At 55.5% G+C, this 26,853-nt stretch carries 31 protein-coding genes; 27 read left to right on the forward strand and 4 right to left on the reverse strand.

Annotated elements, in window-relative coordinates; all coding sequences use genetic code 11:
- Window positions 1-1,157: 1,157 nt before the first annotated feature.
- The 14 genes from ACODSV_RS26780 to ACODSV_RS26845 all read left to right on the forward strand — a co-directional run bounded on the left by ACODSV_RS26780 (window position 1,158) and on the right by ACODSV_RS26845 (window position 15,512).
- Window positions 1,158-1,925: a ParA family protein gene (locus ACODSV_RS26780; RefSeq protein ID WP_130932314.1), complete on the forward strand. Its 768-nt coding sequence runs from the start codon at window positions 1,158-1,160 to the stop codon at window positions 1,923-1,925.
- Window positions 1,926-1,935: 10 nt separating this feature from the next.
- Window positions 1,936-2,859 (forward strand): ParB/RepB/Spo0J family partition protein, encoded by a 924-nt coding sequence (locus tag ACODSV_RS26785; RefSeq protein WP_134939434.1) that lies wholly within the window; start codon window positions 1,936-1,938, stop codon window positions 2,857-2,859.
- Window positions 2,856-3,206, forward strand: coding sequence for a TrfB-related DNA-binding protein (locus ACODSV_RS26790; protein WP_130932316.1), 351 nt, complete (start codon window positions 2,856-2,858; stop codon window positions 3,204-3,206). The genes ACODSV_RS26785 and ACODSV_RS26790 overlap by 4 nt, the downstream gene beginning before the upstream one ends.
- The gene (locus ACODSV_RS26795) at window positions 3,203-3,610 is read left to right on the forward strand and encodes a hypothetical protein (RefSeq protein WP_130906393.1); all 408 of its coding nucleotides are present in this window, start codon (window positions 3,203-3,205) and stop codon (window positions 3,608-3,610) included. The genes ACODSV_RS26790 and ACODSV_RS26795 overlap by 4 nt, the downstream gene beginning before the upstream one ends.
- A 28-nt stretch (window positions 3,611-3,638) precedes the next feature.
- The gene (locus ACODSV_RS26800; RefSeq protein WP_134939435.1) at window positions 3,639-3,845 is read left to right on the forward strand and encodes a hypothetical protein; all 207 of its coding nucleotides are present in this window, start codon (window positions 3,639-3,641) and stop codon (window positions 3,843-3,845) included.
- Entirely contained in the window at window positions 3,842-4,090 is a 249-nt protein-coding gene (locus tag ACODSV_RS26805; RefSeq protein ID WP_130906395.1) for an antirestriction protein ArdR, read from the forward strand. The genes ACODSV_RS26800 and ACODSV_RS26805 overlap by 4 nt, the downstream gene beginning before the upstream one ends.
- A 142-nt stretch (window positions 4,091-4,232) precedes the next feature.
- The gene (locus ACODSV_RS26810) at window positions 4,233-4,865 is read left to right on the forward strand and encodes a recombinase family protein (protein WP_134939436.1); all 633 of its coding nucleotides are present in this window, start codon (window positions 4,233-4,235) and stop codon (window positions 4,863-4,865) included.
- A 467-nt stretch (window positions 4,866-5,332) separates the two neighbouring features.
- Window positions 5,333-5,884 (forward strand): helix-turn-helix domain-containing protein, encoded by a 552-nt coding sequence (locus ACODSV_RS26815; protein ID WP_134939437.1) that lies wholly within the window; start codon window positions 5,333-5,335, stop codon window positions 5,882-5,884.
- A gap of 463 nt (window positions 5,885-6,347) precedes the next feature.
- Window positions 6,348-8,723 carry an EcoAI/FtnUII family type I restriction enzme subunit R gene (gene hsdR, locus ACODSV_RS26820; RefSeq protein WP_198845172.1) on the forward strand — a complete coding sequence of 792 codons (2,376 nt, stop codon included), beginning with the start codon at window positions 6,348-6,350 and terminating at the stop codon, window positions 8,721-8,723.
- A gap of 90 nt (window positions 8,724-8,813) precedes the next feature.
- Entirely contained in the window at window positions 8,814-10,283 is a 1,470-nt protein-coding gene (locus ACODSV_RS26825; RefSeq protein ID WP_489046873.1) for a type I restriction-modification system subunit M, read from the forward strand.
- Window positions 10,280-12,619, forward strand: coding sequence for a restriction endonuclease subunit S (locus tag ACODSV_RS26830; protein ID WP_489078360.1), 2,340 nt, complete (start codon window positions 10,280-10,282; stop codon window positions 12,617-12,619). The genes ACODSV_RS26825 and ACODSV_RS26830 overlap by 4 nt, the downstream gene beginning before the upstream one ends.
- 608 nt (window positions 12,620-13,227) lie before the next feature.
- Window positions 13,228-13,470, forward strand: coding sequence for a hypothetical protein (locus ACODSV_RS26835; protein ID WP_457370544.1), 243 nt, complete (start codon window positions 13,228-13,230; stop codon window positions 13,468-13,470).
- 53 nt (window positions 13,471-13,523) lie between these two features.
- Window positions 13,524-15,203 (forward strand): DNA cytosine methyltransferase, encoded by a 1,680-nt coding sequence (locus ACODSV_RS26840; protein WP_489046871.1) that lies wholly within the window; start codon window positions 13,524-13,526, stop codon window positions 15,201-15,203.
- An 84-nt stretch (window positions 15,204-15,287) separates the two neighbouring features.
- On the forward strand, window positions 15,288-15,512 hold the full coding sequence (locus ACODSV_RS26845; protein ID WP_240890496.1) for a hypothetical protein: 225 nt from the start codon (window positions 15,288-15,290) through the stop codon (window positions 15,510-15,512).
- A gap of 141 nt (window positions 15,513-15,653) precedes the next feature.
- Here ACODSV_RS26845 and merR read toward each other — a convergent pair whose 3' ends face one another.
- Window positions 15,654-16,088, reverse strand: a complete 435-nt coding sequence (gene merR / locus ACODSV_RS26850) for a mercury resistance transcriptional regulator MerR (protein WP_000429838.1) — start codon at window positions 16,086-16,088, stop codon at window positions 15,654-15,656.
- 71 nt (window positions 16,089-16,159) lie between these two features.
- Here merR and merT point away from each other — a divergent pair, with 71 nt between their 5' ends.
- The 6 genes from merT to merE are packed head-to-tail and all read left to right on the forward strand — an operon-like array spanning window position 16,160 to window position 19,307.
- Window positions 16,160-16,510 carry a mercuric ion transporter MerT gene (gene merT / locus ACODSV_RS26855; RefSeq protein ID WP_001294667.1) on the forward strand — a complete coding sequence of 117 codons (351 nt, stop codon included), beginning with the start codon at window positions 16,160-16,162 and terminating at the stop codon, window positions 16,508-16,510.
- Between the two features lie 15 nt (window positions 16,511-16,525).
- Window positions 16,526-16,801 (forward strand): mercury resistance system periplasmic binding protein MerP, encoded by a 276-nt coding sequence (gene merP, locus ACODSV_RS26860; RefSeq protein ID WP_000735441.1) that lies wholly within the window; start codon window positions 16,526-16,528, stop codon window positions 16,799-16,801.
- A gap of 2 nt (window positions 16,802-16,803) precedes the next feature.
- A complete protein-coding gene (gene merF / locus ACODSV_RS26865) occupies window positions 16,804-17,049 on the forward strand; it encodes a mercury resistance system transport protein MerF (protein WP_000654684.1) in 246 nt (81 codons plus the stop codon).
- On the forward strand, window positions 17,046-18,692 hold the full coding sequence (gene merA, locus ACODSV_RS26870) for a mercury(II) reductase (protein ID WP_000136268.1): 1,647 nt from the start codon (window positions 17,046-17,048) through the stop codon (window positions 18,690-18,692). Before merF ends, merA begins: the two co-directional genes overlap by 4 nt.
- 16 nt (window positions 18,693-18,708) lie before the next feature.
- Entirely contained in the window at window positions 18,709-19,074 is a 366-nt protein-coding gene (gene merD / locus ACODSV_RS26875; protein ID WP_003465059.1) for a mercury resistance co-regulator MerD, read from the forward strand.
- Window positions 19,071-19,307 carry a broad-spectrum mercury transporter MerE gene (gene merE, locus ACODSV_RS26880; RefSeq protein ID WP_001087809.1) on the forward strand — a complete coding sequence of 79 codons (237 nt, stop codon included), beginning with the start codon at window positions 19,071-19,073 and terminating at the stop codon, window positions 19,305-19,307. Before merD ends, merE begins: the two co-directional genes overlap by 4 nt.
- A gap of 52 nt (window positions 19,308-19,359) precedes the next feature.
- Here the strand turns inward: merE and ACODSV_RS26885 are convergent, their stop codons facing one another.
- On the reverse strand, window positions 19,360-19,974 hold the full coding sequence (locus ACODSV_RS26885) for a recombinase family protein (protein ID WP_000904941.1): 615 nt from the start codon (window positions 19,972-19,974) through the stop codon (window positions 19,360-19,362).
- Between the two features lie 1,356 nt (window positions 19,975-21,330).
- Between ACODSV_RS26885 and ACODSV_RS26890 the strand changes: the two genes are divergently transcribed.
- Genes ACODSV_RS26890 through ACODSV_RS26900 form a run of 3 tightly spaced genes read left to right on the forward strand, consistent with a single transcriptional unit; the run spans window position 21,331 to window position 23,032 of the window.
- Window positions 21,331-22,164 (forward strand): DUF932 domain-containing protein, encoded by an 834-nt coding sequence (locus ACODSV_RS26890; protein ID WP_134939441.1) that lies wholly within the window; start codon window positions 21,331-21,333, stop codon window positions 22,162-22,164.
- Between the two features lie 54 nt (window positions 22,165-22,218).
- Window positions 22,219-22,677, forward strand: a complete 459-nt coding sequence (locus ACODSV_RS26895; protein ID WP_134939442.1) for a hypothetical protein — start codon at window positions 22,219-22,221, stop codon at window positions 22,675-22,677.
- Between the two features lie 52 nt (window positions 22,678-22,729).
- Window positions 22,730-23,032 (forward strand): TrfB-related DNA-binding protein, encoded by a 303-nt coding sequence (locus ACODSV_RS26900; RefSeq protein WP_016715865.1) that lies wholly within the window; start codon window positions 22,730-22,732, stop codon window positions 23,030-23,032.
- Window positions 23,033-23,080: 48 nt separating this feature from the next.
- Here ACODSV_RS26900 and ACODSV_RS26905 read toward each other — a convergent pair whose 3' ends face one another.
- The gene (locus tag ACODSV_RS26905) at window positions 23,081-23,374 is read right to left on the reverse strand and encodes an addiction module antidote protein (protein ID WP_016715864.1); all 294 of its coding nucleotides are present in this window, start codon (window positions 23,372-23,374) and stop codon (window positions 23,081-23,083) included.
- Entirely contained in the window at window positions 23,371-23,673 is a 303-nt protein-coding gene (locus ACODSV_RS26910; RefSeq protein WP_016715863.1) for a type II toxin-antitoxin system RelE/ParE family toxin, read from the reverse strand. Before ACODSV_RS26910 ends, ACODSV_RS26905 begins: the two co-directional genes overlap by 4 nt.
- A gap of 177 nt (window positions 23,674-23,850) precedes the next feature.
- Between ACODSV_RS26910 and ACODSV_RS26915 the strand changes: the two genes are divergently transcribed.
- From ACODSV_RS26915 to ACODSV_RS26930, 4 genes are all read left to right on the forward strand, one after another.
- Window positions 23,851-24,030, forward strand: coding sequence for a hypothetical protein (locus ACODSV_RS26915; protein WP_016715862.1), 180 nt, complete (start codon window positions 23,851-23,853; stop codon window positions 24,028-24,030).
- A gap of 69 nt (window positions 24,031-24,099) precedes the next feature.
- Entirely contained in the window at window positions 24,100-24,552 is a 453-nt protein-coding gene (locus ACODSV_RS26920) for a hypothetical protein (RefSeq protein WP_134939419.1), read from the forward strand.
- 50 nt (window positions 24,553-24,602) lie between these two features.
- Window positions 24,603-24,956, forward strand: a complete 354-nt coding sequence (locus ACODSV_RS26925; RefSeq protein ID WP_134939420.1) for a hypothetical protein — start codon at window positions 24,603-24,605, stop codon at window positions 24,954-24,956.
- 881 nt (window positions 24,957-25,837) lie between these two features.
- Window positions 25,838-26,632, forward strand: coding sequence for a SapC family protein (locus ACODSV_RS26930; protein ID WP_134939421.1), 795 nt, complete (start codon window positions 25,838-25,840; stop codon window positions 26,630-26,632).
- Window positions 26,633-26,853: the final 221 nt, after the last annotated feature.

Consider the following 26,853-nt stretch of genomic DNA (forward strand, 5'->3'; position numbering starts at 1 on the left):
CCTGCGCGAAATTGGAGCTTAACGTGCTTTATTTTCCGTTTTCTGAGACGACCCCTTTCTGCGCGAACAGACTACGGAGGGAAGTTACAGCCTTGCTCTGTTGTAGCCGGGTGGCCCAGGAAAGCTTGTTGCTTTTTACTTCATGACAAACCATTTTCCCAGATTCGAGTTGCATACCTTTGCCTCATCTATGTCATGACGGGGGAACCCCGTACGTTACAGTTATTACGTTATTAGGGTTGTTAGGGCAGGTTTCCTTTATGAAGTCGATAGCGGTATCGGCATTCTTAAATAGTCTGGTTTTCCCTAACGCAGTTACTACAGTGAACATCTGTCCAGTAGATGGACTTTCAATGATTAATATCCATTTCCTCCCGTCGCTCTGAATTAGTTCTTTTAAGTGAACTCGATAGTCAGGTTGAGCGAAGGCGAAAACCGTCAGTTCTTTCTTATCTAGGCTCTGCATCATGTCCTCTGGATAGCTGGTCGCTAAAAACAGAGCGGATACTGGAGCTGTCGAGGATTTTCTTCTAGATCCCACCTCGCCTTTCTTCCCTCTTTCGAGTTTCGTAAGATGTTTTCCGTGTTTCGTGATTCACTTTAGACATTTCATTTCACGAAATCAACATTTCGTTGGTTTTATTTTTGGATCCGTTCGCTATAACAGGCACGGTAAAACCTCGAAACAAAGCTCGATACCAGTGAATTCCGCATAAGTGATTGAGTTTCAAACGGTTTTCCATGTTTACCGCTTAGCGCGTGTGTGATGGCTCCATGCCACGCGTAAAGAAAGGAAGGGAGTGAATAAACCAGCCCGCGCGTGTGACCGCACGAATATTGTTTTGTTCACTACGGAGGAAAGCTCTGACGAGCGGTAGTGATAGGAAGGGGGAACAGGGCTTGGCCGGGAGCCGCCCCGGACAAGCCCCTGGCCGTCCAAAGAGCGCGCAAGGAAACTGACCCCGCGCTACCAGGGAGCGGCGTGGCGCGAATTCTAGCAGCCAATCAGGGCTTTATCGCGTGCGAGAAACGCCGGTTTGCCCGCCCTTTTTCTCGCGTGCGAGAAAAACAAAGTAAACCCTTATTAGGGGTTGACTGAAGGGTTTACCGCCTGCACACTTGCCCCATGTTCCACTATCGGACCAGCCGGAGATCACATGAAGATCATCACTGTAGCGAATCAGAAAGGCGGTGTAGGCAAGACCACCGTGGAGTGTCACTTGACCGCCTATGCAGCCGAAGAAGGGAAGCGTGTGCTGGTTGTCGACCTCGATGAAGGCGACCTGTCGCAGTTCTTTGCCGCTCTAGAGGACGGTGATGAAACGCCCTACCTCATGTCCAGTCAACTGTTCACCGGCAATCATGACGGTTATCAGCCGCGCCAGGTTGGCCCTAACACTTGGTTGATCGAAGCAGACGTGCCGCTGCTCGATGTGGACGATATGCCTCTTGATGTAATTCACCAGTTGCGGCCTGCCCTCGAACGCTTTGCCGGTGATTTTGACCTGTGCATGATCGACACCCCACCCAACCTGCAGCGTCGTATGGTCGCCGCTCTGACGGCTTCTGACGCGGTGGTCGCCCCCTTCAACATCAGTGCTTTCACCTTGGCTCGGCTGCCGAAACTGATGAACACCATCGAGACTGTGCAGGATCGGTACAACCCGGAACTGAAGTTCTTGGGTTACTTGCCGAACCTGGTCAACAGCCGATCACCAGAAGAAATTGATGCCCTCCCCGGTTTGCGCGAAGCCTACGGGGACTCGATGTTTGCTGAACAAATCATTTACCGGCCCTGCATCAACAAAGCCTTGGCCGCAGGCAATCCCGTCTGGTGGAAAGCTCGCAGCGGTAGCCAGCGCGAAGCCGGGAAAGAAATGAAACGGGCCTGCAAGGCTGTTCTCGATAAAGTTTTCACGGCTTGAGGGAGATCCCATGACTACGACAAAGAAACCGAACGCATTCGGGGGAGCAGTCAACAAGCTGTCTGACTTCCAAAAGCAGAAAGCCGTTCAGGAAGGCGAGCGCATCATCAAGGTCAACCCTGGTGAAGTGGAGTGCAAGCCACAGATCCGGGGGAAACAGAATCCGGGCTTCACTCAAGAGTCGCTGATGGAGCTGGGCGACGACATTGAGCAGAACGGTCAGGCAGAGCCTGCCATCCTCCGGCCTCACCCGAATCCTGAAAGCGGCTTCAAATATCTGATGGTAGCCGGTGAACGCCGACAGCGTTCATGCGCGCTCAAAGGCCTCCTGCTTGAAGCCGTTGTGCGCGATCTCACTGACGCCCAAGCGAAACGGATTCAACGCGCTGAAAACGTCCAGCGCGAGAACCTGACACAGCTTGAGGTAGCCCTTGCCCTCAAAGGAGACAAAGAGGAATTGGGCACCCTGCAGGCCGTCGCTGACGAGTGGAAAAAGAGCATCAGTTGGGTTGCTGAACGCCTCGCCTATCTTGATGCGGTAGAGCAGCCAGGCGCGAGCCGCACAGCCGTACAGAACGGGGTCACTGCCGATATATCCGTGGTCAATGACCTGGCCCGACTTGAACGGCTTGACCAAGCCGCAGCCGTCGAGCTGGTGCAGCGCGCCGAAGAAGATCCCGACCTCAATTTGCGCAACGAGGTTCGCACCCAGCTTCGCACCACGAAGGCACTGAGGATCAAACCCGGTGGCAAAGCCAAGACCGCGAAGCCTGCCGCCAACACGGACGAAGACACAGAACTCGACGTGCTGAAAGAACAGAACGCCGTCCTGGCCGAGCAGGTAAAGACTCTGGAGGCCGAAAAGGAATATCTCACCCAAGAGCTGGAAAAAGCCCGACAACAAATCGCTGAACAGTGGAAGCCAACAGAATGACTGGCCGCACCATTGACCAGGATCTACGGATACCGCTCGAAGACTTCGAGCGGATTCGCAGCAAGTCCAAGATGCACAGCCGTAGCCTCGACGTCGCCTTTGAAATCCTTGTCGAAGGCAAAAAGCTGGTCGCCGTGGCCACCGCTCACGGGCTGACCAAACAGCGAGCGATGGCCATCCGCGACAAGATCTATTCAGCCTATATGCTCCAGGCACCCGAAGGCTGGGCCTATGCGCAGATCTGCGCACCAGAGCAGATGATCGATCGTTTCGTAAAAGAGGCGGACGAAGAACGGTTGAAGTATTGGCAAAACAAATCCATGACGAAGAAGGATCACGAAGCATGACCGACAAACAGACCCTCGAAGCATTCGCCAAGCTGCTGGAGCCACTGGCGAAGTCCCTCAACGGCATTGACCGTTCCCTCTCGCTGTTGGCCGATCTCGAACTCGCTAAAGAGTTTCAACCCGACCCAGCGAAACGCCAGAGTCACTACGCCGAGATCAACGCCGCAGTAGCTGCAGATGCTGCAGCTTTTGAAGCCCTCGAAAAGGCCCGGGTAGAACGTGAAGCCATTGACCCACGCGGGCATGAGCAGTTGGTGAAAGAGAAAGGCGCGGAAGAAGCTGCCAGAATCCTTGCCCCAGTGAAAGCAGCCTTGGACGCTCGCGGGGAATCGCTGAAACATGAACAAAAAGTTCGCGACTCATTCCCCGCTCTGGATCGTATTCACCGGCGCCGCAACTCATAGCCCTCGCCTCCCTTTGGAGATCAGCCACATGGAACTGAGTGAGCAACATCCTTTGATTGGTAGAGCAGTGACGTTTCAGACCGATCTCACCTCATTCGGCACAGGCCAGATCATTGCCCTAGACCTGGCCACCGAACGAGTCAACGTGATCGATGCCGAGGGGCAGCGCTGGAACGGCAACATGGATCAAATCGAGATTGAAGGAACAGCTGATCTAACGGAGGGAAAAACATGAGTCAGCTTATCGAGGCATTACGCACAACCGCCACTCAATGGCGTGCAGCCAACCAAGATCACCATGGCGGCGTAGTGCTGATCTGGAAAGATGCCGTGTATGGATGGAAAAACTGCTTGCGGGACGCAAGTCACGAACGCCCCGGCGCTTATGCCGTAGACGAGGCTGGCCATGTCTTCATCTCTGAAGGTGGTGACGATTACAACGGTGCCAAGTGCTGGGTTGCGATCAATCCCACTACCTGAACCCAGTGTGTATTTTTAGGGCATACCCGTGCTGAAACAGCCTTGAGTACATCACTCAGAGCTTTACTTCGATTACTGGTACGCCTAATTTGATACGTCAATAAGTGAACACTCAAACTGATACAACGAGGTGAAGTCCACCATGTTCATCCGTTCATACCTTCGCGCCTCGACCGTCGAGCAAGATGCAAACCGGGCCAATGCAGCGTTGGAGCAATTCGCCGCTGAACATGGACACCTTGTTGCGAGCACATACACCGAGAACGTCAGCGGCACAGAAGCTGACAGGCCTGAATTGCTGCGCCTGCTCAAAGATGCTCGGAAGAGGGATGTTCTTCTTGTCGAAAGCATCGACCGATTATCGCGGATGGAGGATCCTGACTGGCGAACACTCAAGGCCGCTATTGATTCAAAGGGTTTGCGAATCGTCGCCCTCGATCTGCCAACCAGCCACCTGGCAATGAGAACGAACCAAAACGACGAGTTCACCAGCCGCATGCTGGCAGCGATCAACAACATGATGGTCGAAATGATGGCCGCTATCGCTCGCAAGGACTATCAACAGCGTCGAGAGAGACAAGCACAGGGAATCGCGAAGGCCAAACAGGGAGGCATATACAAGGGCCGTCCTGCAGACCAGGACTTGCACAAACGTGTACGGGAACTGCTCGCTGCGAACTTTGGCATTCGTGCTGCAGCCAGGCACGCGAAATGCTCGACAACCACTGTGCTCAAAATCCGTGACCAGTTGAGCCGGTCGGAAGTGGCTGACTAGCGAAGGCGCAGCCGTAGTCTGTCAGGCGCTTACGAATGGCCGCTGCCGCAGGCGACTTTGCCTGATTAACATCAGAGGCAGAGGGTGACAGGTAGAGATCATGAGAGGCAGGAGTTGCGAACCCTTGATTTACGGGGCTTGTAGAGCAGTAGGTAGCTCAACATATGAGCGAACCTTCGGTCACGGTTGATGAACCAACCTCGCTCATAGTGCGTGACCTAACCTAGCTCACCTGATGAGCTACCCCAAACCATGAGCTACCCCTGGCTCATCCTTGCTCGATAGCAAACAGCCATGAGCTACCCCTAGCTCATTTCTTGCGCGCTATCTGACAAGCCTGTGAGATAGCGAACAAATTTGATCTACCCATAGAGCACGGTGTGAGCTACCCTTGGCTCATTCTTGCACGCTATCGAGCAAGTTTGAGAGATAGCGAACACAACTTGGATGATCTGACAGGAGGGTCAATGTCTGAGGAAATCCGCAACCTACACCAGCCGGCTCCACGCGGGACGTGGGTGCAGACAGAGCGTGCTGGGCACGAAGCCTGGGCACAGCTCATAGCGCACGCTCCGCGTGCTGCTCAGCTGCTACACATCCTAGTTGCAAACATGGACAAGAGCGGTGCTCTGATCGCCAGCCAGGCCACATTGGCCAAGCTGATGGAAACCTCGACCGCGACCACCAAGCGGGCCTTGTCGGTGCTGATCGATCAGGCGTGGATTCAAACCATCAGGCTCGGCAGTGATCGGGGCGGCGCACTGGCGTACGTGGTCAACAGCCGAATCGCTTGGGCTGATAGCCGAGAAAACATCAGGTTTGCGCGTTTCAATGCGCGAGTGCTGGTGTCGTCGGAAGATCAAAGCGATCTTGGTACCGGCAAGCTGCTAAAAGCGCCGGTCATGGCACCAGGTGATATGCAGTTGCCTGCCGGTGATGGCATGACCCCACCAGTTCAAGAAACACTGGAGGGCATGCTGCCTGATTTGCCGTCGATCACAGACAATGAGAAGGCCTAAAAACGACGAAACCCGCAGCACGGCAATGCTAGCGGGTCTCTAGGTTTTCTGCGAAGGAGCAAAAATCCATCCAGATATTCTACAGGCTAGGAAGTGGAATGCACAGAAACCCATTCAATTGCATTTTACTTTCTAAAGCTGATGGCAGGCGCCGATGGAACGCTTGCAGCCCGGACAGTTCCCCTACCCCATCTTAAGGTTCCGCAGATCGTGATAGTCATTATCTAAAACCTTAGAGTGCTATATGGACATACAGTAAACAAGGCGCCGTGTCTCTGGTGGTGTTGCAGTGCCTAAGCTCCTCCTTCACCAAGTCCAAGAGGGCTATGCGCACCAAATTCCAAGCTTTCATGCCCCTAGCGGAGTCCAAATCACCGCTAAACAATGTACATTGACCATCACTTGAGCACCATCAGAGTGCCAGCACGTAGCGGCACTGCCGCCTTGAAGGATAATTGGGGCTATGGACAAGAAATCGCTTTCCGAACGGGATATCTGTACCAAATTCATCTGTCCCGCTATTGAGCAGGCAGGTTGGGATGTCCAAAAACAGGTACTGGAAGAGTTCGGATTCACCGCTGGTCGTGTAATGGTTCGCGGCAAACTACATAGTCGTGGTGAACGTAAGCGTGTCGATTACCTCCTATCACATCAAAAAAACCTACCGCTCGCAGTGATTGAGGCAAAGGATAACAAGCACTCAATCGGTGCAGGCATGCAGCAGGCGCTAGGATATGCGGAAGCATTGGATGTGCCTTTCGTGTTCTCCAGCAACGGCGATGGTTTTTTGTTTCACGATCGAAGCCATACCGGTTCACAAGTCGAGACGACGTTAAGCCTTGACCAATTCCCCAGTCCTGAGGAACTTTGGAAGCGATATTGTCAATGGAAAGGGCTGCAAGGCGAGGCATGCACGAAGGTCGAAGCGCCCTATTATGATAATGGGTCAGGTCGTATTCCGCGCTACTATCAAACCAACGCCATCAACCGCACCGTTGAGGCAGTAGCAAAGTCGCAGCAGCGGATCCTGCTGGTAATGGCTACCGGTACCGGCAAGACCTACACCGCCTTCCAGATTATCTGGCGTCTATGGAAGTCAAAGCAGAAGAAACGCATCCTGTTTCTTGCGGATCGCAACATTCTTGTTGATCAGACCAAAAACAACGATTTCAAGCCGTTTGGCGCGGCCATGACCAAGATCAGCAAACGTCAAATCGATAAGTCCTATGAAATCTATCTTTCGCTGTACCAGGCAGTTACGGGTAACGAAGAAGAAAAGAACATCTATAAACAGTTCACTCCAGACTTTTTTGACCTGGTAGTGATCGACGAGTGCCATCGTGGTAGCGCTGCTGAGGATTCAGCCTGGCGCGAGATTCTCGACTACTTTTCCAGTGCGACTCACGTCGGCCTCACTGCTACGCCGAAGGAAACGAAGGATGTTTCCAGCACTTACTATTTTGGCGATCCTGTCTACAGCTACTCACTCAAGCAGGGGATTGAAGACGGATTTCTTGCGCCATACAAAGTGGTACGCATCGATTTCAACGTCGATGTCCAGGGTTGGAGACCCTATAAAGGGCAGGTAGATAAGCATGGTCAATTGATCGAGGACCGCATCTATAATCTTAAGGATATGGATCGCAATCTGGTGCTAGAGAAGCGTACTTACCAGGTCGCGCAAAAGGTCACCGATTACCTCAAGGCCACCGGCCCTTTTCAGAAAACCATCGTATTTTGTGACGACATTGATCACGCCGAGCGCATGCGCCAAGCGCTGTCCAACCTCAATCCCGACAGGATTAAGGAGAATCGCAAATACGTCATGCGCATAACTGGCGACGAACAAGAAGGCAAGGCCGAGCTGGACAACTTTATCAATCCCGAAGAGCGTTATCCGGTCATCGCCACCACCAGCAAATTGATGACCACAGGAGTTGATGCCCAGACCTGCAAGCTGATCGTGCTCGACCAACACATCAAGTCGATGACGGAATTCAAGCAGATTATTGGTCGCGGCACCCGGATCAATGAGGAGCATGGTAAGTACTGGTTCACCATCATGGACTTCAAAAAGGCCACTGAGTTATTTGCTGACCCTGCCTTCGATGGTGATCCTGTGCAAATCTATGAACCAGGGGAAGAGGGGAATCCGGTTCCTCCAGATGACGACGGCGACGATATCGATGCATCTTACGACGAATCAAATCCTATAGACGGCTCCGATGACTTACCTCTGGAAAGTGGTGATGACGAACGAGCGCCTCGCATCAAGTATGTCATTGCTGACGTAGCAGTTTACGTAATCGCCGAGCGGATTCAGTACTACGGTCCTGATGGCAAATTGATCACTGAATCCTTACGGGATTACACCCGTGCATGCGTAAAAAAACAGTTCGCGTCATTGGACGATTTTCTTCGCCGCTGGACGGATAGTGAGCAGAAGAAGGTCATCATCGAAGAGATGGCCGCCCAAGGCGTTCTCTGGGAGGCGTTGGCCGAAGAGGTTGAAAAGAAACAGGGCAAGCCGCTCGATCCCTTCGACCTGATCTGTCATGTGGCCTTTGATCAGCCTGCGCTTTCGCGTAGAGAACGAGCGGATCAGGTGAAAAAACGCAACTATTTCGCCAAGTACTCCGGCGCCTCGCGCCAGGTGTTGGAAGCACTGCTCGACAAATATGCCGATACCGGCGTCGAACATATTGAAGACATAAAAATCCTTCAGCTTGATCCGTTCAGCCAGATCGGAGCCCCCATCGAGCTGGTCAAAGGGTTCGGTGGCAAAGCGGGCTATGCCAAGGCCGTGCATGAGTTGCAAGATGAATTGTACGCCAGCTAGGCCAGCCTCATTCCGACGCTTTGACACCACAACTAGGTGTCAAAGCTCTACAATCCTCCGCTTTTGTCGTAGCACGTCCGAGAGAATTCCATGTCCATCAGCAGCACCATCAAATCCATTCAGGACATCATGCGCAAAGACGTCGGTGTCGACGGTGATGCGCAACGCATCGGCCAACTAGTCTGGTTGTTGTTCCTGAAAATTTTCGATGACAGAGAAATGGAATGGGAGCTGCTCAATGACGACTATCGTTCTCCTATCCCCGAAAGCTGTCGCTGGCGTACTTGGGCAGCCGACGCCGAAGGCATAACAGGGGATGAATTGAAGAATTTCATCGACAACGACTTGTTCCCACAGCTTCAAAATCTACATGAATACAGCAATACTCCATCGGCCTTTGTAGTGCGTGGCGTGTTCGAAGACGCCTATAACTATATGAAGTCTGGGCAGTTGATTCGCCAAGTTATCAATAAAGTCCAAGAAGGAATCGACTTCAATAAAGCTCAGGAACGCCACGAGTTCGGTAATCTTTACGAACAACTTTTACGCGATCTGCAAAACGCTGGTAATGCAGGTGAGTTCTATACACCTCGTCCGGTCACCGATTTCATGGTGCGTATGGTTGATCCTAAGCTAGAAGAAAAGGTCATGGACCCAGCGTGTGGTACTGGCGGTTTCCTCACGTGTGCCATCGAGCATAAACGCAGCCGTTATGTGAAAACCGCAGAAGACGAGCGTATTTTACAAGCTAGTATCTTCGGTGTAGAGAAAAAGCCTCTGCCACATCTGTTGGCTACCACAAATATGATCCTTCATGGTATTGAAGTACCAAGCCAGATCCGTCATGACAACACCCTCGCCCGCCCACTCATCAGTTGGGGGCCAAAAGAACGTGTAGACTGCATAGTTGCCAATCCACCATTTGGTGGTATGGAAGAAGACGGCATCGAAACCAACTTCCCTGCAACCTTTCGCACCAGAGAAACAGCTGATCTGTTTTTGGTGCTGATTATGCAAATGTTAAAAACAGGTGGGCGCGCCGCTGTAGTACTTCCTGACGGTTTCTTTTTTGGTGAGGGCATCAAAAGCCGTATCAAGGAAAAGCTACTGACTGAGTGCAACTTGCATACCATCGTTCGGTTGCCAAACGGCGTGTTCAGTCCTTATACAAGCATCAAAACCAACCTGCTGTTCTTTACTAAAGGCACGCCGACCAAGAATGTGTGGTTTTACGAACATCAATACCCGGAAGGTGTAAAAAACTACTCCAAGACTCGCCCCATGCGTGTCGAAGAGTTCATAGTCGAGGAAGACTGGTGGGGTAGCGAGGCCGATGGCTTTGTCACACGAAAGGAACATGAGTTTGCTTGGAAGGTCAGCTTCGAGGAACTGCAGGCCCGCAACTGGAACTTGGACTGCAAGAACCCGCATATTGGCCAGAAGATTAGCCATGACCCGGATGAACTGCTACATGACTATGTACAATTGCAAAAAGGAATCGACGATCTACGTAACCAGCTTAAAATTATGCTGGCCGAAGCCTTGGAGCGCCAAGTATGACAAAGATGCTCACAGACAAGCTGCCGTTGCTGGCCGGTGCGTCCAATGGCATCCAGAAACTGCGCGAGCTAATTCTGGAATTGGCCGTGCGCGGCAAACTAGTACCGCAAGATCCTTCTGATGAACCAATCTGCGAGTTGCTTAAGCAGATTGCCCAGGAGAAGTTTCAAGACGTTTCTGGTCGAAAGAAATACAGCGAACCATCACCTGATATTACAGACAACCATAAGTATGATTTGCCTAGCACATGGAGATGGGTCCGCTTCGGCGACATCGCTCAGCACAACTCCGGTAAAACCCTAGATAAAGGCAGAAATTCTGGTGTTGCTAGGGACTACATAACAACATCCAATCTATATTGGGGAAAGTTTGAGCTTGATAACGTTCGTCAAATGCTTATTGAGGAAAGTGCTTTAGAACGTTGTACTGCTATCAAAAACGATTTATTGATCTGTGAAGGAGGAGAGGCTGGGCGCGCTGCAGTCTGGGATCAAGATAGGTCAATTTGCTTCCAAAATCATGTACATCGTGCTCGCTTCTATGGGCGAATTCAGCCTTACTATATACAAAAATATTTCGAAAAACTGAATTATTCAGGAGAAATTTCGAAGTATAGAAAAGGCGTTGGCATATCAAATATGTCAAGCAAGACTTTAGCTTCCATAGCTATTCCACTACCCCCTCTAGCGGAACAGAACCGCATTGTTGCCAAAGTCGATGAACTATTGGAGTTGTGTGAGCGCTTGGAAATCCAGCAGGCAGACGCCGGAGGTGCTCACACCCGCCTAGTACAAGCGCTGCTCGATAGTCTGACCATGGACAGCAACGCCACTGAGTTTTCTGGAAGCTGGCAGCGGTTAGTGGAGCATTTTGACACCATATTCACCACGGAATCCAGCATCGAAGCATTAAAATTAACTCTGCAGCAACTAGCAGTGATGGGCAAACTGGTACATCAAGATTCTGATGATGAACTGGCTAGTACTCTGTTAAAAAAGATCGAAATTAAGAAGCAACTGTTAGTCTCAGAAGGCAAACTAAAAAAGCAAAAAATATTAGCTCCAATTTCAGAAGAGGAAAAATCATTCAATTTACCTTCCAGCTGGACCTGGGCAAGAATTGGAGATTTGGCTCTTAGCACAGAGTATGGACTTTCTGAAAAAACCGCAGATATGTCTGACGGCGTTCCAGTACTGAAAATGGGGGATATTCAGAACGGTCGTGTAATTCTTGGTCGTCAAATGAAAGTAAGTAAAGTTACTGAAGGCTTGCCGCAGCTTTATTTAGTCGCTGATGATTTGCTTTACAATAGAACAAATAGTGCTGAGCTAGTCGGTAAAACTGGAATTTTCGCAGGAGAGGATAATCAATATACATTCGCTTCTTATTTGATTCGCATCCGTTGTCTGAAAGAATTTCTGTTGCCATCTTATCTAAATCTTTCAATGAATAGCCCTCTGTTTCGTAAAACGCAAATCAATCCACACCTAAAGCAACAATGTGGCCAGGCTAACGTTAACGGAACAATTATGAAAAACATGGTGGTTTCATTGCCGCCTGTTGCGGAGCAGCACCGTATTATCGCTAAGCTCGAACAGCTAATGACATTGTGTGATCAATTAAAAGTTAAGCTCAACCAAGCAAGTCAGCTCAATGTAAAAATTGCAACTGTATTGGTTGAACAAGCATTGAATGTTGAAGATAAAGCTGCCGACGCAGCAATGGGTCAAGAAAAAGCTAGAATTCTGCTAGCAGCAGAAATCGTTCAACAACTCCATTGTGAAAAGCGCATGGGGCGGGTAAAACTCCAAAAGGTCATATCCTTGGCGGAGCATGTTGCCCGGCTAAAAGAGATTCAAAGTAGAGAAGAACGCTATGCTGCAGGTCCACATGATCCGGCATTAATGAGTCAAGCGATTCAGGGTATGCAAGAAAATCAATGGTTCGAGGAGTTGGCATTGGATGAGGGTAAGCGGTATGAGTATCGCCCTTTGATCCTCTCTGGCTCACACCGTCCAGCCTATGAAGAAGTATGGTCCTCTGAACAGCGCGAGCTGATTCACGAACTTATTGAATTGATGCGTCCATGGGATACCGGTAGATGCGAGCGCGTAGCTACGCTGTACAGCGCGTGGAATGATTTGTTAATCGAGGGACGCGAAGCCAGCGAAGCGGCCATCTTGCAAGAGGTCTTGCATGGATGGAATGAGAGCAAATTAAAGTATAGTGAAGCCCAGTGGCTATCCGAATTGGCAGAAATGCGCCGATATAGCTTTCTTGTCCCTACTGGGTTTGGTATCCGAACCAAAAGCGGAAAAATGACATTGCCAGTCTGATTCTAAAAGCGATAGCGGACCCGTATTTACTCTAAATGCCCCAAGCCTGACGCTTTCTATCAGGCCTTCAGCCTACACGCCGTCCGCAGGACGGCGTGACCGCCCTTCCGCGTTCTAGGCGGCTCATCATCATCGCTCGGTAGCGGACGCCCCAATGGCCTATCCGCCGCCGTGCCTTGCCTGCAACGGGCTTTCGCGGCATATCCTCGGTCGCAAGCTCCCTCTGGTATTCCACGACCCATTGCACGCGGCCCAGCTCTGGATAGTCCGGGCTTACCGCGACCGACCGACGCTGACGAGCAGACCACCACCGGCAGCGCGCTCCAGGGCGAAGGGTCTTGCTGCGTCCGCTGCGCGAGCGCGCTGAAAAGCGTTTGTTTACCGCTCGCAACACTCAGCCTCGGAGCAGCCCAGGAGAGCGGCGGCGTCAAGTCGAAAGGGCAATTTCTCGCACGCGAGAATAGGAACCTTTAGTAAAGTATAATTTTACAAATAGTTGACACGATGAGCGAGGTTTGAGATACTAATCCCGTCGAAGCAATACCGCTTCGATTGCCCGGATCCAGCGGCGGCAACCGCTCCGGGAATTCTGCGAAGGAGATTCACTCATGGCTTTTGAGCCCAATATCCTCTACTTCAGCGACGCGGCAGAGCTGCGCCGTTACAGCACCTTCACCGTCATGCCTACCCATCAGGCACGACCAGGGCAAGATCCCGTCACCGTGACCCTTTATATGGTCGTCGGCGAGCGCCGCGATGGCGGTCAACGTGAGGTCGTCGCGGAATTCCCGCTCGAACTGCACGCCGAGATCTTCCGCGACATGGCCAAGGCAACCGCCTCCCAAGTCTGACCCGCAAGGCCCGGATGCCCTAACGTCCGGGCCTTTTGTGAAGGAACACCATGATGAACATGCCGAAAAAGTATGTGCTCAAGCATTTCCATTTCTGCTGTGGGTTGGGTGGTGGGGCCAAAGGCTTCAACCGCAACAAAGAAATCGTCGGCCACCTGCAGGCAGAGTGGCGCTGCATTGGCGGTGTCGATGTTGATGCCGGGGCCTTGCGTGACTTCCAGCGCCTGGCCGGTGTGCCTGGCACGCAGATGGATCTTTTCACCCGCGATCAGTACATCCGTTTTCACGGTAAAGAGCCGCCACTTGGCTGGACAGAAGCCACGCCGGAAGACATTCGCCGCGCTGCAGGCTTTCAGGATCCCGACACCGTTTTCATCAGCAGCCCATGTAAGGGCGCGAGCGGGCTTCTTTCCGAAGCGTTGAGCCTGACGCCGAAGTATCAGGCACTAAACGAACTGACCCTGCGCTGTGTGTGGCTCATGTGCGAAGCATGGCGACACAACCCGCCCGGCCTCATTGTTTTCGAGAACGTCCCAAGACTGGCCACCCGCGGCCGTCATCTGCTCGATCAGATCGCGCAGATCCTCGGCTTCTATGGCTATGCCGTGGCAGAGACAACGCATGATTGCGGCGAGCTGGGTGGCCTGGCGCAGAGCCGCAAGCGTTTCCTACTGGTCGCACGCCACGTCGAGAAAGTGCCGCCGTTCCTGTACGAGCCGGACAAGAAGTCGCTGCAGCCGGTCGGCGCAGTGCTCGGGCGTATGCCCATGCCGGGCGACATTGAGCTAGCAGGCCCAATGCACCGCATTCCAGCGCTGCAGTGGAAGACGTGGGTGCGCTTGGCTTTGGTCGAAGCTGGAAAGGATTGGCGCAGCCTTGACCGACTGGCCATCGAGGACGGCTATCTACGAGACTTTGTGATCGTTCCCGAAGCGTTCTCCGGGTACTTGGGTGTCCACGGCTGGGACGATTCTGCAGGCACCGTCGCCGGGCAATCCGGCCCAACTAATGGGGCATTTTCAGTCGCGGATCCACGTAGCAAGGCAGGCGCTTTGCAATACCAACAGTATGGCGTCCGGCGTTGGGACGACAGCAGCGGCGCGATCATCGGCGTCAAATCACCAGGGCAGGGCACCTTCAGCGTTGCGGATCCGCGTGGCTCAGCTATGGGCCACGGCAAATACAACGTAACGCGCTGGGACGGTTCCGCCCGGACGGTGATTGCCGGTAGCACAACCGGCCAAGGGGCTTTTGCTGTGCAGGATCCTCGCCCCGGCCTGCGCCGTGGCAAGGGCGATGCGTACCCAACTGGGGGCCATTACGGCGTCATTGGCTGGGATGGCCAATCCGGTGCGGTATCGGCCAGCGCTCGCCAGGACAATGGCCGCTGGAGCGTAGCCGACCCGCGAATGCCCGCCGCTAATGATCGGCTTTCGTGTGTGATCGAGAGCCTGGACGGTACATGGCATCGCCCGTTCACCACCTTTGAAATGGCGGCGCTGCAAAGCCTGGTCGAGCCAGAGGAACAGTTAGAGCTGGACGGCTTGAGCGATCAGGCATGGCGTGAACGGATCGGCAACGCCGTGCCGCCCGACGCGGCGGAAGCCATCGCGGGTGTGATGGCCCGAACGCTGCTGCTGGCCAAGCAAGGCGAAACGTTCCTGCTAAGCCATATGCCGGTGTGGGTCCGACCAATCGCGGTCGGTCTGACGGTCGCAACTCAACAGCAATAACAAACCGCGCCCTGGAGACCAGGGCGCACCCAACCGGGCCAAGCGGCGGCAACCGCTCCGGTACACTGCGAAGGAGATACACCGATGCAATTCCGTGACCTCACCCCAAGCAAATCCCAACGCTCCAGCGCTGCCCTGCAAACGGCTGCTCGACTGGCAGAACATCGGCGGAAGTATTATTCAGCTGCGGAACTTTACGAAGCTGCAGCGTCAATATGGCCGCACGGCAACGGTTCCGAGCTGTTGCGCAAGGCCGAACAGTGCCGCTCGCTGGTTGACGTGGACACTCCCGACGAAATGGATATTTGAGGATCTGCAAGCATGGACGAACATGTCACTTTCAGAAGGCGACAGCACGAAATATCAAAAGTCGACCGCACGGTCTTTTCTGACGTTGGAGTCGCCTCAGAAAACGGAAAATAAAGCACGCTAAGGCGTAGTTCCCTCGGGCTACACCGCGTCCGCACTGCGCGGTTCTTTCTTCCCTTGCAGTGACGCAATCAGCGGGCAGGAAACGTTCCCCTTCCGCGCATGGCAGGCGCACACCAAATCAGACAGCACGGCCTCCATGCGCGCCAGGTCAGCCATCCTCTCGCGCACGTCCTTGAGCTTGTGCTCGGCCAGGCTGCTGGCTTCCTCGCAATGGGTGCCATCCTCCAGCCGCAGCAGCTCGGCGATCTCATCCAGGCTGAAGCCCAACCGCTGGGCTGATTTCACGAAGCGCACCCGCGTTACATCCGTCTCGCCATAGCGGCGAATGCTGCCGTAAGGCTTGTCCGGTTCCGGGAGCAAGCCCTTGCGCTGATAGAACCGGATGGTCTCCACATTGACCCCGGCCGTCCTGGCGAAAACGCCAATGGTCAGGTTCTCCAAATTGTTTTCCATATCGCTTGACTCCGTACATAACTACGGAAGTAAGCTTAAGCTATCCAATTCAGATTCGAAAGGACAAACGTATGTCTGAACCTCAAAACGGGCGCGGCGCGCTCTTCACTGGCGGGCTGGCCGCCATCCTCGCCTCGGCTTGCTGCCTCGGGCCGCTGGTTCTGATCGCCTTGGGGTTCAGCGGCGCTTGGATCGGCAACTTGACGGTGTTGGAACCCTATCGCCCCATCTTTATCGGCGTGGCGCTGGTGGCGTTGTTCTTCGCCTGGCGGCGCATCTACCGGCCGTCAGCCGCCTGCAAACCGGGTGAGGTTTGCGCGATTCCCCAAGTGCGAGCTACTTACAAGCTCATTTTCTGGGGCGTGGCCGTGCTGGTTTTGGTCGCGCTCGGATTTCCCTACGTCGTGCCATTTTTCTATTGATCACAGGAGTTCACCATGAAAAAGCTGCTTTCCGCCCTTGCCCTCGCTGCCGTTGTTGCCCCCGTGTGGGCCGCCACCCAGACCGTTACGCTGTCCGTACCGGGCATGACCTGCTCGGCCTGTCCGATCACTGTCAAGAAGGCGATTTCCAAGGTCGATGGCGTCAGTAAAGTTGACGTGACCTTCGAGACGCGCGAAGCGGTGGTCACCTTCGATGATGCCAAGACCAGCGTGCAGAAACTGACCAAGGCTACCGAGGATGCGGGCTACCCATCATCAGTCAAGAACTGATCATGAAAGACCCGAAGACACTGCTGCGGGTCAGCATCATTGGCACAACCCTCGTGGCGCTGTGTTGCTTCACCCCTGTTCTGGTCATTTTGCTCGGTGTGGTCGGCTTGTCCGCGCTGACCGGCTATCTGGACTATGTGCTGCTGCCTGCGCTGGCGATTTTCATCGGCTTGACCATCTACGCCATCCAACGAAAACGCCAAGCCGATGCCTGCTGCACCCCGAAATTCAATGGAGTAAAAAAATGACCGAAATCACCGTGAATGGCATGACCTGCACATCCTGCGCCACCCATGTCAAAGATGCTTTGGAAAAGATTCCCGGCGTGAATGCCGCTGTGGTGTCCTATCCAGAAAGCCGCGCGCAAGTCATGGCAGACACCGCCGTGAGCCACAACCAACTGCTGGCCGCCATCGCCGCATTGGGTTATCAAGGCTCGATCCGGGTTGGTGATTTCAAAGATGAACCAAAAATCCGTGATGCACTTGAGGGCGCCGGTTTGCATATCGCCATCATTGGCAGCGGCGGGGCCGCGATGGCGGCGGCGCTGAAGGCCGTCGAGCAAGGCGCGACGGTCACGCTGATCGAACGCGGCACCATCGGCGGCACCTGCGTCAATATCGGCTGTGTGCCGTCCAAGATCATGATCCGCGCTGCCCATATTGCCCATCTGCGCCGGGAAAGTCCGTTCGACGGCGGTATTGCGGCAACTGTGCCTGCGATTGACCGCAGCAAACTGCTGGCCCAGCAGCAGGCCCGTGTCGATGAACTGCGGCACGCCAAATACGAAGGCATCCTGGACGGCAATCCAGCCATCACCGTTTTGCACGGTGAAGCGCGTTTCAAGGACGACCAGAGCCTGGTCGTCCGTTTGAACGAGGGTGGCGAGCGCGAGGTAACGTTCGACCGCTGCCTGGTCGCCACCGGTGCCAGTCCGGCCGTGCCGCCGATTCCGGGCCTGAAAGAGTCACCCTACTGGACTTCCACCGAAGCGCTTGTCAGCGACACCATTCCCGCACGCCTGGCCGTGATCGGTTCGTCGGTGGTGGCGTTGGAACTGGCGCAAGCCTTTGCCCGGCTCGGCAGCCAGGTCACGATCCTGGCACGCAGCACCTTGTTCTTCCGGGAAGACCCGGCCATCGGCGAGGCCGTGACAGCCGCTTTCCGCGCCGAGGGCATCGAGGTGCTGGAGCACACGCAAGCCAGCCAGGTCGCCCATGTGAACGGCGAATTCGTGCTGACCACCGGACACGGTGAATTGCGCGCTGACAAGTTGCTGGTTGCCACCGGTCGGGCACCGAATACGCGCAGCCTCGCGCTGGACGCGGCGGGGGTCACTGTCAATGCGCAAGGGGCCATCGTTATCGACCAAGGCATGCGCACGAGCAACCCGAACATCTACGCGGCCGGCGACTGCACCGACCAGCCGCAGTTCGTCTACGTGGCAGCGGCCGCCGGCACCCGTGCCGCGATCAACATGACCGGCGGCGACGCAGCCCTCAATCTGACCGCGATGCCGGCAGTGGTGTTCACCGACCCGCAAGTCGCCACCGTGGGCTACAGCGAGGCGGAAGCGCACCACGATGGCATCGAGACCGACAGTCGCACGCTGACACTCGACAACGTTCCGCGAGCGCTTGCCAACTTCGACACACGCGGCTTCATCAAGCTGGTCATCGAGGAAGGTAGCGGACGGCTCATCGGCGTGCAGGCGGTGGCCCCGGAAGCGGGCGAACTGATCCAGACGGCGGTGCTCGCCATCCGCAACCGCATGACGGTGCAGGAACTGGCCGACCAGTTGTTCCCCTACCTGACAATGGTCGAGGGGTTGAAGCTTGCGGCGCAGACCTTCAACAAGGACGTGAAGCAGCTTTCCTGCTGCGCTGGATAAAAAAAGGAGGTTTTCAATGAGCGCCTACACCGTGTCCCGGCTGGCCCTTGATGCCGGGGTGAGCGTGCATATCGTGCGCGACTACCTGCTGCGCGGATTGCTGCGTCCGGTGGCGTGCACCCCGGGCGGCTATGGCCTGTTCGATGATGCCGCCTTGCAACGGCTGTGCTTCGTGCGGGCGGCCTTCGAGGCGGGCATCGGCCTGGACGCGCTGGCGCGGCTGTGCCGGGCGCTGGATGCTGCGGACGGCGATGAAGCGGCCGCGCAGCTTGCCGTTCTGCGCCAGTTCGTCGAGCGTCGGCGCGAAGCGTTGGCCGATCTGGAGGTGCAGTTGGCCACCATGCCGACCGAGCCGGCACAGCACGCGGAGAGTCTGCCATGAACAGCCCCGAGCGCTTGCCGTCCGAGACGCACAAACCGATCACCGGCTACCTGTGGGGCGCGCTGGCCGTGCTCACCTGTCCCTGCCATTTGCCGATTCTCGCCATTGTGCTGGCCGGCACGACGGCCGGCGCGTTCATCGGAGAGTACTGGGGTATCGCAGCCCTCACGCTGACCGGTTTGTTCGTCCTGTCTGTGACACGACTGCTGCGGGCCTTCAAAGATCGATCATGAGCGCTTCCCATTGAGACAAACCACGCTGTCGCTACGTTGCCTCATGCCGGCATCAAATTCGGCTGAGTAGCTTCTCGCCATCTGGACGTAGCTCACCCTTGGGTGAAACATGCCGATACAGGGTCTGCCGCGTGACGCCAAGTTCCTGGCACAGGTCGCCGACCTTGGTCTCTGGCTGACCCATTGCCGCCATCGCCAGCCGCAGCTTGGCGGCGGTCATCTTGAACGGCCGGCCGCCTTTCCGCCCGCGCGCGCGGGCCGAGGCTAGGCCGGCAATCGTGCGCTCCGCGATCAACTCGCGCTCGAACTCGGCCAGGGCGGCGAAGATGCCAAAGACCAGCTTGCCGGCGGCGGTCGTGGTGTCGATGGCCGCGCCGTGCCCGGTTAATACCTTCAAGCCGATGCCGCGCCCAGTCAGGTCGTGCACGGTGTTGATGAGATGTCGCAGGTCGCGTCCGAGCCGATCCAGTTTCCACACGACCAGTGTGTCGCCAGTTCGCAACGCCTTCAGGCAGCTCGTCAAGCCGGGCCGATCCTCGCGCATGCCGGATGCCTGGTCCTCGTAAAGATGTACTGGATCGACCCCGGCGGCAATCAGCGCGTCGCGCTGCAAATCGGTAGCCTGGGAGCCGTCCGCCTTCGATACCCGCATGTAGCCTATCAGCATGTCGTACCTGTCACATATACGTTCGATTATGTGACAGTTTGAGTCGGGAAGCTCTGGCCGTCAAAAATTGTCACTTAACCCGTTATTTAATTTAAGACATGCAAAGGATTCATCAGGCTCATAATGTGACAAAAATTCCGGGGAATCCGCTCGTTGGCAAACATGGTATTAAGTCTGCGTCGAAACCTGTGATCCCTACCCACAAGATCCTCTGACTTGCAGTTAATGCTGGTTGGCGACGATGGAATGCAGGTCGGTGTGGATCAATGCAGGTTCATTCGCAGCTAACGCTGGTTTGCCGGGCCGGACAGTCGCAGTTAATCCTGGTCGAAAACGGCGCTGATTGCAGGTCGGAACGTTTTCGTTTGCAGGTCGTTACAGCTAGAGGTTTCGCTGAAGCGGCGAGAGCATGACTTATCGTATCCGTTGAAAGGGTATGGCCTAGCACTCGGGTGTGTCAGGAAGCTGCAGAACTTCGGCATCATCAGTGCAGCGCAACGAGAGCTGTTACTGAGTGAGCTGGTCAGAATAAAACGTGGTGACGTGCGGGATAATTGAGGGAGGGAATAGCACTATATGTTGTGTCGCCGGCAGCTGATCCAGCCACTAGATATAGTGGTTATCCAGTGAAAGCGGGTCTTGATGGCCCGCTTTTTTCTGCCCGATGCACCCACCTCCTGAGCGTGCTCGGCTGCGCCTCACCGGCTGTCGTGAACCAAGCCCTGGCCAAGAGCGAGCCAGGTCTTGGCCCTTCGGGCTTCCATCCTCACGCCTTCGCCCGTACCGGGCTGCGCGCTCTGCTTGCCTCCGGCCTTCGGCCTGCGCACCGTCCTGCAGGACGGTTTGCCGCCCATCCGCGTTCACCAGGTGGCTCATCATCATCGTTCGGTAGCGAACGCCCCAATGGCCTATCCGCCGCCGCGCCTTGCCTGCAACGGGCTTTCGCGGCATATCCTCGGTCGCAGGCTCCCTCCGGTATTCCACGACCCATTGCACGCGGCCCAGCTCTGGATAGTCCGGGCTTACCGCGACCGACCGATGCTGACGAGCAGACCACCACCGGCAGAGCGCTCCAGGGCGAAGGGTCTTGTAGCGTCCGCTGCGCGAACGCGCTGAAAAGCGTTTGTTTACCGCTCGCAACCTCAGCCTCGGAGCAGCCCAGGAGAGCGGCGGCGTCAAGTCGAAAGGGCAATTTCTCGCACGCGAAAAGAGGAACATTTAGTAAAATAACATTTTACAAATAGTTGACATGGTAGGCGGGGTTTGAGATACTAATCCCGTCGAAGCAATACCGCTTCGATTGCCCGGACTCAGCGGCGGCAACCGCTCCGGGAATTCTGCGAAGGAGATTCAAAAATGCGTCTATCCAGTAACTTCCGTAACCCTTGCATGGTCCGCAGCGATGCACCTCTGAGCAATGACGAGATTGCCCGCGTAGCGCCGTCGATCTTTGCCGAGGAAGCACACGACAGCCGCTCCGATCGTTACCTGTATATCCCGACTGTAAAGGTGCTAGATGCGCTGCGCGCCGAAGGGTTCCAGCCGTTCATGGCCTGCCAAACCCGTGTGCGCAACACCGACAAACGCGAGCACACCAAACACATGATTCGTCTGCGCCATGCCAGCAACATCATGGACAAAGAGGCGAACGAAATCATTCTGCTGAACAGCCATGATGGCAGCAGCAGCTATCAGATGATGGCCGGTAGCTTCCGTTTTGTGTGTGCTAATGGCCTGGTGCTGGGCGATTGCTCAATGGATCAGAAAGTGCGTCACAGTGGCCGTGGTGATGTTGTCGGTGACGTGATCGAGGGAGCCTATGAAGTGCTGAACCAGTTCACGCAGATCGACGACAAACGCGACTGCATGAAACAGATACAACTGCGCCCGGAAGAGCAAGAAGCCTTCGCCATGGCCGCACTGGCCTACCGTTACGACCCATCCGAAGGTCCGGCGCCTGTCACCCCTTCGCAGTTGCTGCGGGCACGCCGCAGCGAGGACAGGAGCAGCGACCTCTGGACGACCTTCAACCGCGTACAAGAAAACACCATCAAGGGCGGCTTGAGTGGCCGCAACAAGCAAGGACGCCGGACAACTACCCGCGCCGTGAATGGCATTGACCAGGACGTGAAATTGAATCGCGCCCTGTGGGTTCTGGCACAGGCTCTGCGCACTCAGCAGGCCGCATAACCAACCAGCCGGGCGCCAAGTGCGCCCGGTTTCATGTGGTAGGGAGATACAGCCATGTCCAAAGTTTTCTATGTACCGGGCCAACCTTCGATCATTGATTATGCCCGCGAGATCGGCCCGAACCAGTGGGCAACCCGCTGCAGAATGCTGATGCTGGCCGAGTTGCATATCTGCCATCCCGGCGCTGTTCTTGGCGATGAAGAATCGTTCTTGCTGGCCCAGGAAGCCGCGCTAGGAACGCAGCCCCAGGAGATCAGCGAAGCCCGCTATGAGTACGCGCTAACCCGCCTGCAGGTGCTGGACTTCGCCGCTGTCGACAAAGACTTTTCGTTCAAGCTGGAAAAATTCGAGGTCGGGAACCTCACGCGCATTTATGCGCGTTGCAATGGCCGGTATTGGACGTTTGTGGGCCTGGCCACGCTCACGCATCAAATGATTGTCCAGCGCATCACCCTGAGCGCTGCAGGAGCCGGGCCGGAAGTTAGACAGGCTTACGCAACCCACTCACACTAGAAGCTAAAAGCGCCTGGTAGATCACCGGGCGCTTCACCCATGGAGAATATGAATGCAGCCAAAGTACACCGCCGATCAATGGGAAAAAGTATCCCCTGCCTTTCGCGGGTTGGCTGTCGGTACTGTCGAGATGGCCAAGGCCGTGTTGGTCGATGGCCAGCGCCCTGCAGATCTGGCGAGACAGGCCGACGTGTCGCGGCAGTTGGTCTATGCCGCCGTGAAGCGGGTTCGCAACATCCTAGAGGAACACGAGGCGCAAGAACTGGTGCCGGTCATGGTCTGGTTGCCGCCTGAGTTAGCCGAGCAGGTCAAGCAGATGGCCGCGCCATATGCTCAACCTGGAGGCAAGAAGTAAAGAGCGACGGCGTCGAGTGACGTTGCCGCCTTTCTCGCGTGCGAGAAATCAGGGGTGGACGTGTTGCCGTGTGGTCAGATCCAGGCCAACGGCGCGCATCACTGCGAGCATGGTTTTCAACGTAGGGTTGCCCTTGTCGCTGAACGAGCGGTAAAGCTGTTCGCGGGATAGCCCCGACTCTTTGGCCAGCTCTGTCATGCCTTTGGCGCGAGCGACTACGCCGAGGGCTTTAGCGATATGGCCAGCGTCACCGGTTTCAAAAGCATCGGCCATGAACAGGGCGATGGTTTCAGGATCGACCAGCGCAGCCGCTGGATCATAGTCATAGATTGGCTCTTTCATTCATCCTCACTCCACTGGCTGGCAAGCAGTTTGGCGGTTTCGATATCGCGGGCCTGGCTGCCTTTGTCGCCACCACACAGCAGCAATACAAGCTCGTTACCACGCTGCTGAAAATAAACCCGGTAGCCGGGGCCGTAGTGAATACGCAACTCGCTAACACCCTGGCCGACCGGCTCAACATCGCCCAATAGGCCGTTGGCTACCCGGAAGACCCGCGCCGCGATGATCGCTTTTGCCCGCTGATCTCTCAGCTTGCGTTCCCACGTCATGTAAGTAGCGGTTTGTTTGATCGTTTTCATAGGAGTATTGTAGTTTATAAATTACGGCAAGGCAATAACTATTTGTACAATATGATTTTACAAATAGTTGACACTCCGAAGGCCGTTTGAGATACTAATCCCGTCGAAGCAATACCGCTTCGACACCCGGAACCAGCGGCGGCAACCGCTCCGGGAAATCTGCGAAGGAGCTTCAAAATGACTCACGTACTTGGATTGTGTGTAGAACCTGAAGGCATGGATGTTGATTCCGAAGTGCTGGCCCAGGTCGAGCCGAAAGCGCAGCAGGACGCCATTGAAGATGGCCTGCCTCGTTTGGATTGGCTGACCACCGCTGATTTCCGCCGATTCACCCACGGCATCCGCCACGCAGCATAAACACTCACTCACCCACCCCCCCGGCCAGGCGGCGGCAACCGCCCCGGGGAATCGCGAAGGAGCGAACCAATGTCTACCACTACCACCTCCCACGTTTTCTATCAGCCTGGCACGGGCTGGGTGCATGACTACGCCGTCCAGCTCGACGGCGGCGAATGGGTAACACGCAGCGGCCGCACGCTCGATCAGTTGAAGGAAGGACAGCCCGACATGATCGTTTGCACTGAGGATGAGGCCTGGCAGCAGATCGAAGCCGCGGCTAAATCCGCGCCGCTTCTGATCGATCGTGAACAGTTTGAATACGCGCTGAATGTTCTGCCGCCTGCGGGCTGGGTTCGCGCTGGTGATTGCGAGTCGTTCAAGATGATCGAGCGCGACAACGGGCGAGTAACTCGGATCTATGTTCGCCTCGGCGAAAACTTCTTTCGGTTCGCCGACCTCTTTACCACTCCGCATGCAGACGCCGTGCGCCTGGTCGCAGCTGCAGCACCTGCGCTGCTGGCCTCACGTCAAAACCAGTAACGAAGCCAGGGAGCGGCAAGCCGCTCCCCTCTTTGGTAGGGCGAGGACTCATGAAACGAAAAGACGCGATTGCGCATATCACTGTTGCCGGTTATCACGACGACTCACGTACGGCCATGCGGATCTACACCGAAAACCGGATCAGCTACCAGGTGTATACCGAGGCTTACGCGAAAGGCGCTCAGCTCAAAAGTGAAGGCATGGTCTGCACTTGCTTCCAGTTGCAAGCAACGCCCTGCGTCTGCTTGAAATCTGCGGTACTACTGCCCTGCAGCAGCGTCAGATTTCAACGTGCTGCAGGTGTTGAAACCATCAAACCCGCTTCGGCGGGTTTGTGGCCACGGTTGGGTGGTGGCCACCGCATACCCCGGGCGTGCTCGGCTTCGCCTCACCGGCTGTCGTGAACCAAGCCCCGACCAAGAGCGCGTCGGGTCTTGGCCCTTCGGGCTTCCATCCTCACGCCTTCGCCCGTACCGGGCTGCGCGCTCCGCTTGCATTGCGCCAGGGCGAGCCGTACCCGGAATTTGTAACGTACGATACAGGGGAATCGCTGTTGGCCCGGGCCCGCCCGGGCGATGCAACAGCCGCGATCAGGATCTGTGCCCGGCTCAAGAAATCACCCTGCAGTTGCCCACCGCCCGGGCAAGAAGCTGCCCGGCCCGTGGACAACTGCACCGCTCGCTCTGGCCTTTGTTGGGCCTCGCTCGCTGGGCGATTTTGCGTGCGCTGGCTGTTGCATCGGAATGCCTTCGGCGACCAAGGGGGTGCCCCCCTTGGATCCGCAGGCTGAAAGGTGCGGGCTTCGCCCGGGAGATAACCTCGGCGTTGATCTGTGGGGCGGTCCTGGGACTGTGGTTTCCGACAACACGTTGGATGGCCATTACCAGCGCGGCTGCGTTGTGCTTCTTCTACAGCTTCGGATAGGCTGTCCGCTCCAGAGAGGCCATGGAGTTCGTCCCTCAATAAAAAGCAAAAGCTTCAGCATAGACGGCTAAACTTGGGACGAGGAAAGGCAACGCAGAATAATATTTAAATCCTATAAATATCATCAGGTTACAGAACAAATGTCCTGATTTTCCTTTATCTCGGCATAACCCCATATTCAAGTCGTAGATGCGGAAATAAGCCGCCTGCAACAACAGTTGGCCATTGCCCAGACCGCCCGCAATGCCTACGTAGCGGCGCTGATGGCAGCGGTGGAGTCCGCCGAGGCTCCAAGTGCTCCTGGCACACCGTCCAAGAAAACCGGCAAATCCAAACCAGCAAAACCCTAAACGAGGTCCCCATGGCTGATTTTCAAGTCATCACCCGTGAGCGTCACGGGCTGCAATATTGGCTAAATCACGGCACTTATACCTTCGCGGCGGGTGATGCACTGTGTCCACTAGTGGCTCAGGAGTTGCCTAAAGCTATTCTCTCCATGCCTATCGGCTTCATGGCTGAGGATGACCATTTTGTCCCCGTCGCGGTGCAAGGGCTGGCGGCGGGACAAAATCTGCTGGTGGCTCCCGATGGCCGTTGGTTGGCCTCTTATATCCCAGCTCCGTATCGTGGCTACCCGTTTCGTTTGGCGATGACGGAGCAGGGTGAGCAGGTGCTGTGCATCGACGAAGCCAGTGGCCTGATCTCCGAGAGCGCCGGTGAACCCTTCTTCAATGAAGGCGGTGCGCCCGGCAAGGCGGTGCTGGAGATTCTTGAATTCTTCAACCAGATCGAAGCCAACCGTCAGCTCACCCTTAGCATCTGTGCGGTCCTGCAGCAGCATGGCTTGATCCAGCCGTGGCCGATCACGGTGCAGGGGGAGCATGGCGAGCAGAAGGTCGAAGGTCTGTTCCGTATCGACGAAGCCGCCCTGAATGCTCTGACGGCAGAGTCGTTGGCCGATGTTCGTAATGCCGGTGGATTGACCATGGCCTACTGCCAATTACTCAGCATGCAGCACCTGTCGACCCTGGGTACCTTGGCACAGGCCCATGCCGAGGCGGAAAAAACTCGATTGGAGCAAGAATCATTGGCTCAGAATGGTGAGCTGCAACTGGGCTTTATGAATGGCAGCGGTACGTTCAGTTTCGGCCAGTAAATAAAGTCATTACTAGATTTCCCGCTTCACCCTGTCATGAAAGAAAACGGATGCAACACTCCCTCGACGCCCTTGGAACTCTCCTAGGGCGTTTTTTTGCCCACCGAAAAGGAAAACCGTATTCATTTCTACGCACTCAAGCCCGCCCAGCGGCCTGGGAATTTACGTTACACTCCCATTCATAAAGCGGGCGGCGTTCCCGTCAAAAACCTCACATTTCG

Source organism: Pseudomonas sp. FG86, assembly GCF_057808775.1.

Bases quoted from the DNA above. Each gene is read 5' to 3' on its own strand.
- ACODSV_RS26835 (WP_457370544.1), top strand. From the start codon at position 13,228: ATGGCTTTTGAGCCCAATATCCTCTACTTCAGCGACGCGGCAGAGCTG.
- ACODSV_RS26810 (WP_134939436.1), top strand. From the start codon at position 4,233: ATGTTCATCCGTTCATACCTTCGCGCCTCGACCGTCGAGCAAGATGCA.
- ACODSV_RS26845 (WP_240890496.1), top strand. From the start codon at position 15,288: ATGCAATTCCGTGACCTCACCCCAAGCAAATCCCAACGCTCCAGCGCT.
- ACODSV_RS26920 (WP_134939419.1), top strand. From the start codon at position 24,100: ATGTCTACCACTACCACCTCCCACGTTTTCTATCAGCCTGGCACGGGC.
- merR (WP_000429838.1), bottom strand. From the start codon at position 16,088: ATGGAAAACAATTTGGAGAACCTGACCATTGGCGTTTTCGCCAGGACG.
- ACODSV_RS26830 (WP_489078360.1), top strand. From the start codon at position 10,280: ATGACAAAGATGCTCACAGACAAGCTGCCGTTGCTGGCCGGTGCGTCC.
- merD (WP_003465059.1), top strand. From the start codon at position 18,709: ATGAGCGCCTACACCGTGTCCCGGCTGGCCCTTGATGCCGGGGTGAGC.
- ACODSV_RS26815 (WP_134939437.1), top strand. From the start codon at position 5,333: ATGTCTGAGGAAATCCGCAACCTACACCAGCCGGCTCCACGCGGGACG.
- ACODSV_RS26800 (WP_134939435.1), top strand. From the start codon at position 3,639: ATGGAACTGAGTGAGCAACATCCTTTGATTGGTAGAGCAGTGACGTTT.
- ACODSV_RS26795 (WP_130906393.1), top strand. From the start codon at position 3,203: ATGACCGACAAACAGACCCTCGAAGCATTCGCCAAGCTGCTGGAGCCA.
- merT (WP_001294667.1), top strand. From the start codon at position 16,160: ATGTCTGAACCTCAAAACGGGCGCGGCGCGCTCTTCACTGGCGGGCTG.
- ACODSV_RS26900 (WP_016715865.1), top strand. From the start codon at position 22,730: ATGCAGCCAAAGTACACCGCCGATCAATGGGAAAAAGTATCCCCTGCC.
- hsdR (WP_198845172.1), top strand. From the start codon at position 6,348: ATGGACAAGAAATCGCTTTCCGAACGGGATATCTGTACCAAATTCATC.
- ACODSV_RS26910 (WP_016715863.1), bottom strand. From the start codon at position 23,673: ATGAAAACGATCAAACAAACCGCTACTTACATGACGTGGGAACGCAAG.
- ACODSV_RS26885 (WP_000904941.1), bottom strand. From the start codon at position 19,974: ATGCTGATAGGCTACATGCGGGTATCGAAGGCGGACGGCTCCCAGGCT.
- ACODSV_RS26790 (WP_130932316.1), top strand. From the start codon at position 2,856: ATGACTGGCCGCACCATTGACCAGGATCTACGGATACCGCTCGAAGAC.
- ACODSV_RS26930 (WP_134939421.1), top strand. From the start codon at position 25,838: ATGGCTGATTTTCAAGTCATCACCCGTGAGCGTCACGGGCTGCAATAT.
- ACODSV_RS26785 (WP_134939434.1), top strand. From the start codon at position 1,936: ATGACTACGACAAAGAAACCGAACGCATTCGGGGGAGCAGTCAACAAG.
- merP (WP_000735441.1), top strand. From the start codon at position 16,526: ATGAAAAAGCTGCTTTCCGCCCTTGCCCTCGCTGCCGTTGTTGCCCCC.
- ACODSV_RS26895 (WP_134939442.1), top strand. From the start codon at position 22,219: ATGTCCAAAGTTTTCTATGTACCGGGCCAACCTTCGATCATTGATTAT.
- ACODSV_RS26780 (WP_130932314.1), top strand. From the start codon at position 1,158: ATGAAGATCATCACTGTAGCGAATCAGAAAGGCGGTGTAGGCAAGACC.
- ACODSV_RS26805 (WP_130906395.1), top strand. From the start codon at position 3,842: ATGAGTCAGCTTATCGAGGCATTACGCACAACCGCCACTCAATGGCGT.
- merE (WP_001087809.1), top strand. From the start codon at position 19,071: ATGAACAGCCCCGAGCGCTTGCCGTCCGAGACGCACAAACCGATCACC.
- merF (WP_000654684.1), top strand. From the start codon at position 16,804: ATGAAAGACCCGAAGACACTGCTGCGGGTCAGCATCATTGGCACAACC.
- ACODSV_RS26915 (WP_016715862.1), top strand. From the start codon at position 23,851: ATGACTCACGTACTTGGATTGTGTGTAGAACCTGAAGGCATGGATGTT.
- ACODSV_RS26890 (WP_134939441.1), top strand. From the start codon at position 21,331: ATGCGTCTATCCAGTAACTTCCGTAACCCTTGCATGGTCCGCAGCGAT.
- merA (WP_000136268.1), top strand. From the start codon at position 17,046: ATGACCGAAATCACCGTGAATGGCATGACCTGCACATCCTGCGCCACC.
- ACODSV_RS26905 (WP_016715864.1), bottom strand. From the start codon at position 23,374: ATGAAAGAGCCAATCTATGACTATGATCCAGCGGCTGCGCTGGTCGAT.
- ACODSV_RS26925 (WP_134939420.1), top strand. From the start codon at position 24,603: ATGAAACGAAAAGACGCGATTGCGCATATCACTGTTGCCGGTTATCAC.
- ACODSV_RS26825 (WP_489046873.1), top strand. From the start codon at position 8,814: ATGTCCATCAGCAGCACCATCAAATCCATTCAGGACATCATGCGCAAA.
- ACODSV_RS26840 (WP_489046871.1), top strand. From the start codon at position 13,524: ATGAACATGCCGAAAAAGTATGTGCTCAAGCATTTCCATTTCTGCTGT.